The sequence below is a fragment of the Nocardiopsis sp. CC223A genome (genome assembly GCF_030766825.1).
In the GTDB taxonomy this organism is placed as follows: Bacteria; Actinomycetota; Actinomycetes; order Streptosporangiales; family Streptosporangiaceae; genus Nocardiopsis.
The window spans coordinates 26,197-34,882 of record NZ_JASFDV010000074.1 but is presented as its reverse complement, the minus strand read 5'-3'; the positions used below and the strand labels follow the sequence as shown (position 1 = coordinate 34,882).

The 8,686-nt window shown below is 68.9% G+C and carries 8 protein-coding genes; all 8 read right to left on the bottom strand.

Annotation, left to right across the window (positions count from 1 at the left end):
- Positions 1 to 69: 69 nt before the first annotated feature.
- Positions 70 to 273 carry a cold-shock protein gene (locus tag QJS33_RS24295; protein ID WP_306370384.1) on the bottom strand — a complete coding sequence of 68 codons (204 nt, stop codon included), beginning with the start codon at positions 271 to 273 and terminating at the stop codon, positions 70 to 72.
- A gap of 296 nt (positions 274 to 569) precedes the next feature.
- Positions 570 to 1,478 (bottom strand): ATP-binding cassette domain-containing protein, encoded by a 909-nt coding sequence (locus tag QJS33_RS24290; RefSeq protein WP_306370383.1) that lies wholly within the window; start codon positions 1,476 to 1,478, stop codon positions 570 to 572.
- Positions 1,479 to 1,482: 4 nt separating this feature from the next.
- The gene (locus QJS33_RS24285; RefSeq protein WP_306370382.1) at positions 1,483 to 2,433 is read right to left on the bottom strand and encodes an ABC transporter ATP-binding protein; all 951 of its coding nucleotides are present in this window, start codon (positions 2,431 to 2,433) and stop codon (positions 1,483 to 1,485) included.
- A complete protein-coding gene (locus tag QJS33_RS24280; RefSeq protein ID WP_306370381.1) occupies positions 2,434 to 3,348 on the bottom strand; it encodes an ABC transporter permease in 915 nt (304 codons plus the stop codon).
- The gene (locus QJS33_RS24275; protein WP_306370380.1) at positions 3,345 to 4,340 is read right to left on the bottom strand and encodes an ABC transporter permease; all 996 of its coding nucleotides are present in this window, start codon (positions 4,338 to 4,340) and stop codon (positions 3,345 to 3,347) included. The genes QJS33_RS24280 and QJS33_RS24275 overlap by 4 nt, the downstream gene beginning before the upstream one ends.
- Positions 4,341 to 4,553: 213 nt before the next feature.
- Positions 4,554 to 6,266 carry an ABC transporter substrate-binding protein gene (locus tag QJS33_RS24270; protein ID WP_306370379.1) on the bottom strand — a complete coding sequence of 571 codons (1,713 nt, stop codon included), beginning with the start codon at positions 6,264 to 6,266 and terminating at the stop codon, positions 4,554 to 4,556.
- 390 nt (positions 6,267 to 6,656) lie between these two features.
- Positions 6,657 to 7,676, bottom strand: coding sequence for a LacI family DNA-binding transcriptional regulator (locus tag QJS33_RS24265; protein ID WP_306370378.1), 1,020 nt, complete (start codon positions 7,674 to 7,676; stop codon positions 6,657 to 6,659).
- 108 nt (positions 7,677 to 7,784) lie between these two features.
- Complete coding sequence (locus QJS33_RS24260) at positions 7,785 to 8,666, bottom strand: Fpg/Nei family DNA glycosylase (RefSeq protein WP_306370377.1); 882 nt, start codon at positions 8,664 to 8,666, stop codon at positions 7,785 to 7,787.
- Between the last annotated feature and the right edge of the window lie 20 nt (positions 8,667 to 8,686).

Below are 8,686 nucleotides of genomic sequence, written 5' to 3'. Positions count from 1 at the left end.
GCCCTGCGAGGAGGTCGAAGACCTCCGAGCAGGGCCGTCCGGAGTCGTGGTGCTCTAGCTCGCTAGGAGTTAGAGGGCGACGACGTTCTCGGCCTGCGGGCCGCGAGTGCCGGCGACGATGTCGAACTCCACGCGCTGGTTCTCCTCCAGGTTACGGAAGCCCGAACCCTGGATGGCGCTGTAGTGAACGAAGGCGTCGGGGCCACCGTCGTCGGGGGAGATGAAGCCGAAGCCCTTCTCGCCGTTGAACCACTTCACAGTTCCCTGAGCCATGTTGTCTCCTTCAGCTCGGTGTACATCGGGCGCAACCTCACGCCCGAGAATTGCCGCGAGCCGACTCCAAGAGAAACCGCCCGCCGGTCACAAACTCCGCGGGCAAGACACCAACTGCGAAATTCAACGACTAACAATCACCTCGAACGTATCACAGGCACCTGGGATCGCGGCGGTTTTCGGTGTGGCAACACGCACGAACAGCCGGGGAATATCCGGGGTCCCGACGGCAACGGGGCGCGACACCCCCGACCAGCACGGGGATGCCGCGCCACAGCGCGAACGGCGGTCCGATCTCAGCCCTGATCGATCCCGACGAAGTGCCCCTCCTCCGCCTCCAGCAGCGGCGCGGAGACGTCGTCGGAGGCGACCGGGAGCTCGACGTCCTCCGGCGGGTTCGCCTCCAGCTCGGCGTCCACCTCCGCCCAGGTGCGGTGCAGCTGGGGCACGCAGGAGAGCAGGTGGCGGCTGTAGGGGTGCAGCGGGTTCTCGAACACGCGGACGGTGGGGCCCATCTCGGCGATCGCGCCCTTGCGCAGGATCACCGACCGGTCGCTGACGTAGTTGCCCAGCGACAGGTCGTGGGTGACGAACAGGATCGCCATCCCCCGCTCCTTCAGGTCGGCGAGCAGGTTGAGCACGTCGATCCGGGTGGAGGCGTCCAGCATGCTGATCACCTCGTCGGCGACCAGCAGGTCCACGTCCAGCAGCAGTGCCCGCGCGATGAGCAGGCGCTGCAACTGGCCGCCGCTGAGCTGGTGCGGGTACTTGCCCAGGACGTTCTCCGGGTCCAGTCGGACCGTGCCGACCGCCTTGAGCACCCGCTCCCGCCAGTCGGCGTCCGAGATTCCGGGGAAGTACGAGGACCGGATCATCTCGAACACCCGGTCGGCCTTGAAGATCGGGTTGAAGGAGCTGAACGGGTCCTGGAAGACCCCCTGCACCCGCCGGTAGTACGCCTTGCGCGCGTTGTGCCCGCGGATGGTCGTGATGTCGGTGCCGTCGAAGGCGATCGTCCCGGAGGTGGGTCTGAACAGTCCCAGCACCATCTTGCCGATGGTGCTCTTTCCGCTGCCGCTCTCCCCGATGAGGGAGACCACCTCTCCGGCCTCCACCTTCAGGCTGACGTCGCGGACGGCGCGCAGCCGTCCGCCGCCGAACGCCCCGACCCGGTACACCTTGTGCACGTGGCTGAGTTCCAGCACGTCCTCACCCCGTCTTCCAGCAGGCGGCCAAGTGGCCGGGTTCGATCTCGACCAGCGGGGGCCGCTCGTTGCACTTCTCGAACGCCAGCGGGCAGCGCTCCTTGAACCGGCACCCGGTGGGCGGGTTCAGCAGCCCGGGCGGGGTGCCGGGGATGCCCTCCAGCCGACCCTGTTCGGTGGTGGTGCCGACCTCGGGCAGCGCCGAGATGAGCATCTGCGTGTACGGGTGCCGCGGCGCGTTGATGATGGTGGACGCCGGGGCCTTCTCCACGATGTGGCCCGCGTACATCACCATGATCGTGTCGGCCATCTGGTACACGAGCGAGATGTCGTGGGTCACGAACACCATGCTCTTGATGTACTCGCGGTCCCGGAACTCCACCAGGGACTCGGCGACGGCCCGCTGGGTGGACACGTCCAGGGCCGAGGTGACCTCGTCGGCGATGAGCAGCGACGGGTTGAGCAGCGTGGACATCACCATGACGACGCGCTGCTTCATGCCGCCGGACAGCTCGATCGGGAACCGGTCCAGGACGTCGGTGTCGAGTCCGACCAGTTCGAGGCGGCGCCTGAGCTCGTCGGCGATGTCCGCCGGGCGCACCCCCCGCGCCCGCAGGAGATCGTTGATCATCCGCCCGATCTTGCGGGTGGGGTTGAGCGCGCTCATCGCGTACTGCGGGATGAGCGAGATCTCGTGGTACCGCAGTGGGACCATGGCCCGGTCGTCCCCGATGGGCACGTCCTTGCCGTCCAGTTCGACGGTCCCGCCGACGTGGCGCATACGCGAGTCGAGGCGGATCAGGCTCTTGCCCAGCGTGGTCTTGCCGCACCCGGACTCGCCGGCCAGACCCATGATCTCGCCGTCGGCCAGATCGAAGGTCACGCCGTCCAGGGCGTGGACGTCCCCGCGCAGGGTCTGGTAGTAGACCTTGAGGTCGTTGACGCGCAGAGTCATCTACAGCTCCCGCAGCTTGGGGTTGAACACCTCGTCCAGCCCGACATTCAGGATGTACAGGGAGCCCACGATCATGGTGATCCCGAGGCCCGGCGGAATGAACCACCACCACATGCCGAGGTAGAGGGAGCTCCACTTCATCGCGCTCTCCAGCATCAGGCCGAGCGAGACGCCGTTGCTCGGGCCCAGGCCGATGAAGTCCAGGCCCGCGGCGATGAGGATCGAGCCGCCGAACAGCAGGATGAAGGACATCACCAGGTACGAGCTCATGTTGGGGGCGATCTCGGTGGTGATGATCCGCCAGGTACGGCGTCCGCTGAGCCGGGCCAGGTCGACGTAGTCGCGGGTGGCCAGCGACAGCGCCTGGGAACGGACCGCACGGGCCGCCCACGGCCAGGAGGTCAGGCCGATGAACACGCCCTGGATGAAGACGCCGCGCACCTCCAGGTAGGCCGTGATGACGATGAGCACGACGAGGGCGGGCAGCACCAGCACGACGTTGGTGAGCATGTTGAGGATCTCGTCGACGATCCCGCCCTTGTAACCGGCGACGAACCCGACCGTCGTGCCGATCACGAAGGCCACACCGCCGCCGAAGGCGCCGATGAGGAAGGTCGAACGCAGGCCGTACACGAACTGGGCCCAGACGTCCTGCCCGAAGCTGGTCGTGCCGAACCAGTACTCGCCGTTCGGCGGCTGGCTCTTGGGGCCGACGTACTCGTTGGGGTCCTGGTCGATGAAGAAGGGCCCGAAGATGCCCAGGAGCAGCAGGCTCAGCACGATCCCCAGGCCGATGAGCAGCTTGGGGTTGCGCACGGCGAAGTGCAGGACCTCGGAGGTCTTGCGCTCGGTGGTGGTGGGCTCGGGGCCGCCCGCGGGGTCCGCGGCGCCCGGGGCTCCGGCGATCTCGCTCACGCCGCGCCTCCCGTCATCTGGACCCGGGTGCGCGGGTCGACCAGCACGTAGACGATGTCGATGATGAAGTTGGCGATCAGCACGCCGACGACCACGAACAGGAAGGTGCCCTGGAGCACGAAGAAGTCGCGGTTGTTCAGCGCCTGGAGGATCAGGGTGCCCAGGCCGGGGTAGTTGAACACGATCTCGGTGAGCAGGGCACCGGACAGGACGGTGCCCAGTTGGACCGCCAGGCCGGTGATCTGCGGCAGCATCGCGTTGCGGAACGCGTAGCGGCGGATCAGGCGGGTGGGCGCGCCCAGGGCCTGGAGGTAGTTGGAGTAGTCCGCCTCCAGCTCGTAGATGATCATGTTGCGCATGCCGATCGCCCAGCCGCCCAGCGCCACGATGAACATGGACAGGAACGGCAGGAACCAGTGCGAGATCAGGCTGGAGATGAACAGCCAGCTGAACTCCGGCCGCAGCGACGGGGAGTAGCCGTTGGCGGTGGGCAGGACGTCCGCGACGATGCCCAGGCTCCAGGCCAGCAGCAGGGCCAGCCACATGTAGGGCATAGCGGTGAGGATGTACCCCACGGGCAGGATCGTGTTGTCGAGCAGCTTCTTGCGGGCGGCGAAGGCGCCGATCCGGTTGCCGACGATCCAGCTCAGCAGGATGGCGGGGACGAGCAGTGCCAGGGTGTAGGGCACCGACCTCAGGATGATGTCCAGGACGGGCTGGGGGAACAGCATGACGCTGATGCCCAGGTCGCCGCGGAACAGGCCGGCCCAGAAGGAGAGGTACTGCTCGTGCAGGGGGGTGTCGAGGCCGAAGACCCCCGTGTAGTACTCGTTCATGCGCTCCAGGGCCTCGGGGTTGCCGACCGAGGCGCGGGAGAGCATGCTCCGGACGGGATCGCCCGGCATGAAGCGCGGGATCATCCAGTTGATGGTGACCGCGATGACGAACGTAAGCAGGTAGACGAAGAGCTTACGGCCGATGTAGCGCCACACACGTTCCTCCAGGTGATGGTGGCGGACGGACGACGAGCCACGGGCAGGGCGGGACACGGAGGGGAACCCTGGTGAGGGGGTTCCCGCGGGGATCCGGTGTCCCGCCGGCGCCGAGGCGGCCCCGGGCGGGCTTTCGCGCCGCGCCCGACCGGGGCCGAACGGTCGGCGGGACTCGGGAGGAGGGGTGCTCCGGCCCGCCGACCAGGGGTGCGGCTACTCGCCGGCCGGCTCGATGGTGGCCAGGGTGGTGATCGCTCCGAGCTGCCACATACCGTTCCACAGGGTGGCGTAGCTCTTCGGCGCGCCCTCGGCGTCGCTCGGCCAGTTCGTCCAGTACGTGTTGTTGGCCTGCGACCACATGCCGTTGTACCAGAGCGGGATGGCCGGGAGCTCGGCCAGCTGGATCTCCTGGATCTGCGAGGTGATCTCGGCCGCGGCCTCGACGTCGTCCGCGGGGACGGCGGCGAGCTGCTCGACGAGCTCCCACGCCTCCTCGTTCTCGTAGCGGCCGAAGTTCACCGTGGTCTGCTGCTCGTTGAGGGGCAGCTGGAAGAGGTAGTCGTAGTAGGTCCAGGGGGTGTTGCTGGCCCCGCGCTCGTTGTTGATGACCAGGTCGAACTCACCGGAGTTGCGGTTGTCCACCAGCAGGTCGAACTCGGGGGTCTGCGCCTCGACGTTGATGCCGACCGCCTGGGCGTTCGACGCGATGACGTTGGACGCCTCCATCCAGTCGGTCCAGCCGGCGGGGACCTCCAGGGTCAGGGCGATGGGGTCGCCGTCGGGCGTCTCGACGTAGCCGTCGCCGTCCTGGTCCTGGTAACCCGCGTCCTCCAGGATCTCCACCGCGCGGTCGGCGTTGAAGGAGAAACCCTCCTCCGCCACCAGGTCGTGGTCGATGTACTCGTCCCAGAGCGGGAGCAGTCCGGTGGGGCTGGCGGCCTCGACCAGGTTGGTGTAGGGGCCCTCGATGATCGACTGCATGTCGATCGAGTGGGCCAGCGCCTGCCGGAACTCGGGGTCGTTCAGCGGCTCCTTGGTGGTGTTGGGCACCAGCCACGCGGTGTTGGCGGCCTGCATGTACGGCGGGCCGTCGTAGTAGCTGGTGATCGCCTCGTTGCCGTTGATGATCTGGTCGATGCCGGGCAGGAAGTTGTTCGAGAGGTCGACCTCTCCCTGCTGGAGCATGCCCAGGGTGATGTCATTGGAGGCGTTGACGAGGTCGACGATGTAGCGGGGCTTCATCTCGTAGTCGAGCGCATCGGTGCCCCACCAGTCGTCCTTGCGCTCCCAGACCAGGCGCTCGTCGGTGTGCGACTCGTAGACGTAGGGACCGGTGCCGACCGGGTCCTCGTTCACGTCGCTCATGACCTGCTCTTCGGTCTTCTCGGCCCAGATGTGCTCGGGCGCGATGGGGTGCGAGTAGACCCAGTTCATCCACTCCTGCGGGCGGTTCTCGCTGAACGTGACGCGGACGGTCTGCGCGTCCACGGCCTCCACGCCCTCGATGAAGTTCCACAGGTTGCTGAAGGGGACGGACCCGAACTGGCCGATCTCCAGTGTGGACACCACGTCGGCGGAGTCGAAGGCCTCCCCGTCCGACCACGTGATGCCCTCGCGCAGGACGATCTCGTGGACGTTCTCCTCGGGCCAGCTGTGGCTCTCGGCCAGCCAGGGGACGTACTCGCTGGTGTTCGGGTCGAAGAGGAAGAGCGGCTCGTAGGCCAGCCCCACCGTGCCGACCGCGTACTGGCCCTGCATGAAGGGGTTCCAGTTCGCGGGCGGGCCCCACGCCGTTCCGGTGGTGTACAGCGTCTCGTTCCGCGGGTACTCGCCGGAACCTTCTCCGTTTCCGCCGCCGCCACCCGCGCAGGCCGTGACCGCGAGGGTCAGTGCCGCGAGTGCCGCCGGAAGCCGAAGAGATCTCATCTCGACTCCTCCTTCATCCACCCGGTCGGCCGCTCGTGGGGGGAACTGCCCTCTTCGGGACCCGAAGAGGTGGGAGCGCTCCCAATCAGGGGCGCGGAGACAGGCCGTTGCTGAACCGGGTAAGTGACGTTAACAACAACACGTGGACGGGAAGGGCGTCAATGGCCGTCACTCCGCTGTTATTCGCTTGTAACAGCACAGACGTGGGCAGGACGACGAACCGATGACCGTCGAACCGGTTCACCATGGGACCTCCCCCTCGTGATGGGTGTGACACAGGGCACGCCGTGCGCGCCAGTTTTCCACAGGGAATGATGTTTTGGTAGCGCTCCCATGAGACTCCGGGAGCGCACCCGGGGCGATCTCGACCGACGCCGGCCCACCGGCCGGTCAGCCCGTCAGGGGACCCGTGCTGCCGCGCGGCTGGAGTTCTCCCCGGACCGTCTCCCGGCTGCCCACGGACTTGCCCTGGACGGCCTCCGCGAGCATGCGCGCGACCTCCCGCCCCCCGGCGACCACGTCCCGGGCGACCGCGGTCAGGGCCGGGTGCACCAGCCGGCACAGCACCGAGTCGTCCCAGGCCACGATGGACAGCTGACCCGGCACGTCGACCCCCATCTCGCGGGCCACCCCCAGCCCGGCCACCGCCATGAGGTCGTTGTCGTAGACCAGCGCGGTGGGTCTGTCCGCGCGGGCCAGCAGGCGGCGGGTCGTGCGGGCGCCCGACTCCCCCGTGTAGTCCGCGTGCACCGTGACCGCCCCCGGCAGCCCCGCCTCGGCGGCGGCCGCCTCGAAGGCGCGGGTCCGGTCGCGGGTGTGCACGAACTCGTCCGGCCCGGCCACCCGGACGACCCGCCGGTGCCCCAGGGCCGCCAGGTAGTGCACGACCTCCCGGACGGAGGAGGCGTCGTCGGTGTACAGGCACGACAGGGAGCCGCCCCCCTGTGGCCCGCCCAGGACGACGGCGGGCAGGGGCATCTCCTCCACCAGCGCCACCCTGGGGTCGTCGACCCGCAGGTCGACGATGATCACCCCGTCCACACGGCGCTCGGCGAACCACCGGCGGTAGACCCCCGCCTCGGCCTTCCGGTCGTCGGTGACCTGGAGCAGCAGGTCCGTGTCCGTGGCGGCCAGCTCCGCCTCGATGCCCGAGACCAGTTGCATGAAGAACGGTTCGACCCCCAGGAAGCGGGCGGGCCGGTCGATCACCAGGCCGAACGCGCCCACCCGGCCGCCGGGCGACAGGGCGCGCGCCGTGCTGCTGGGCGCCCAGCCCAGGTCATGGGCGATGGCCAGGATGCGCTCGCGGGTCTCCTGCGAGACCCCGGGCCGACCGTTGAGGGCGTAGGAGACCGCCCCCTTGGACACCCCCGCGGCCCTGGCGATGTCCATGATGGTCGGCCGTCGCATCAAACCCCCCACACGTCCCCCTGAACTCGAATACTGAACCGGTTAAGCGGCGATGTGGGATTGTACTGCACGCTCTGTCAGCATCGACAGGCGAGTGGGGACCGTCTGTCACGCCGACTGGCAGCCCGGGCACCAGTAGAGCGTTCGCCCGGCCAGTTCGGTCGCGGCGATCGGGGAGCCGCACACCCGGCAGGGGTCGCCGGTGCGATAGCAGACGTACAGGGTGTCCGGCCGGGGCACCGGGCGGGCGTCGGGGTCGGGCCGGTGCTCGGGGCGGGTCGTGATGATGTACCCGTCGCGGACGCCGTCCCGGAGCAGCCCGGACAGGTCCTTCCAGAGGGCGTCCCACTGCTCCCGGGCGAGGTCCCGGCCCGGGGTCATCGGGTCCAGGCCCGCGCGGAACAGGGACTCCGCGCGGTAGATGTTGCCGATCCCGGCGATGACCTCCTGCCGCATGAGCAGGGCGGCGATGCTCGTCCGGGAGCGGGAGACCGCACGCCAGGCGCGTTCGGGGTCGGCGTCGGGACGCAGCGGGTCGGGGCCCAGGCGCTCCTGGACGGCCAGTTTCTCCGCCTCGGTGACGACCTCGCAGGCCGAGGGGCCGCGCAGGTCCGCCCAGCCGGAGGCGTTGACCAGCCGGGCCCGGACGGTGCCGACCGGCGGCGGCGGTACGACGAACCCGTCCGCGTCGCGCACCAGGTCGATCCGGTCGGCCCCGGCGGTGCGGGGCGCGCCCAGGTGGCGCTCGCCGTCGGCGTCGCCGAAGGTCCAGGCGCCGTACAGGCCCAGGTGGACCCGCAGCCACTCCCCCGAGTCGAAGCCCAGGAACAGGTGCTTGCCGTGCGCCTCGCCGGTGGTCAGGACCCGGCCGTCGATCCGGGCCGCCCCGTCGGCGAAGCGGCCCTGGGGGCTGGTGGCCCGTACCGCGCCGCCGCCGAAGGTCTTGTCGAAGTGCGCCGCCAACCGGTGCAGAGTGTGGCCCTCGGGCACCCGATCCCCCTCGTTCCCTG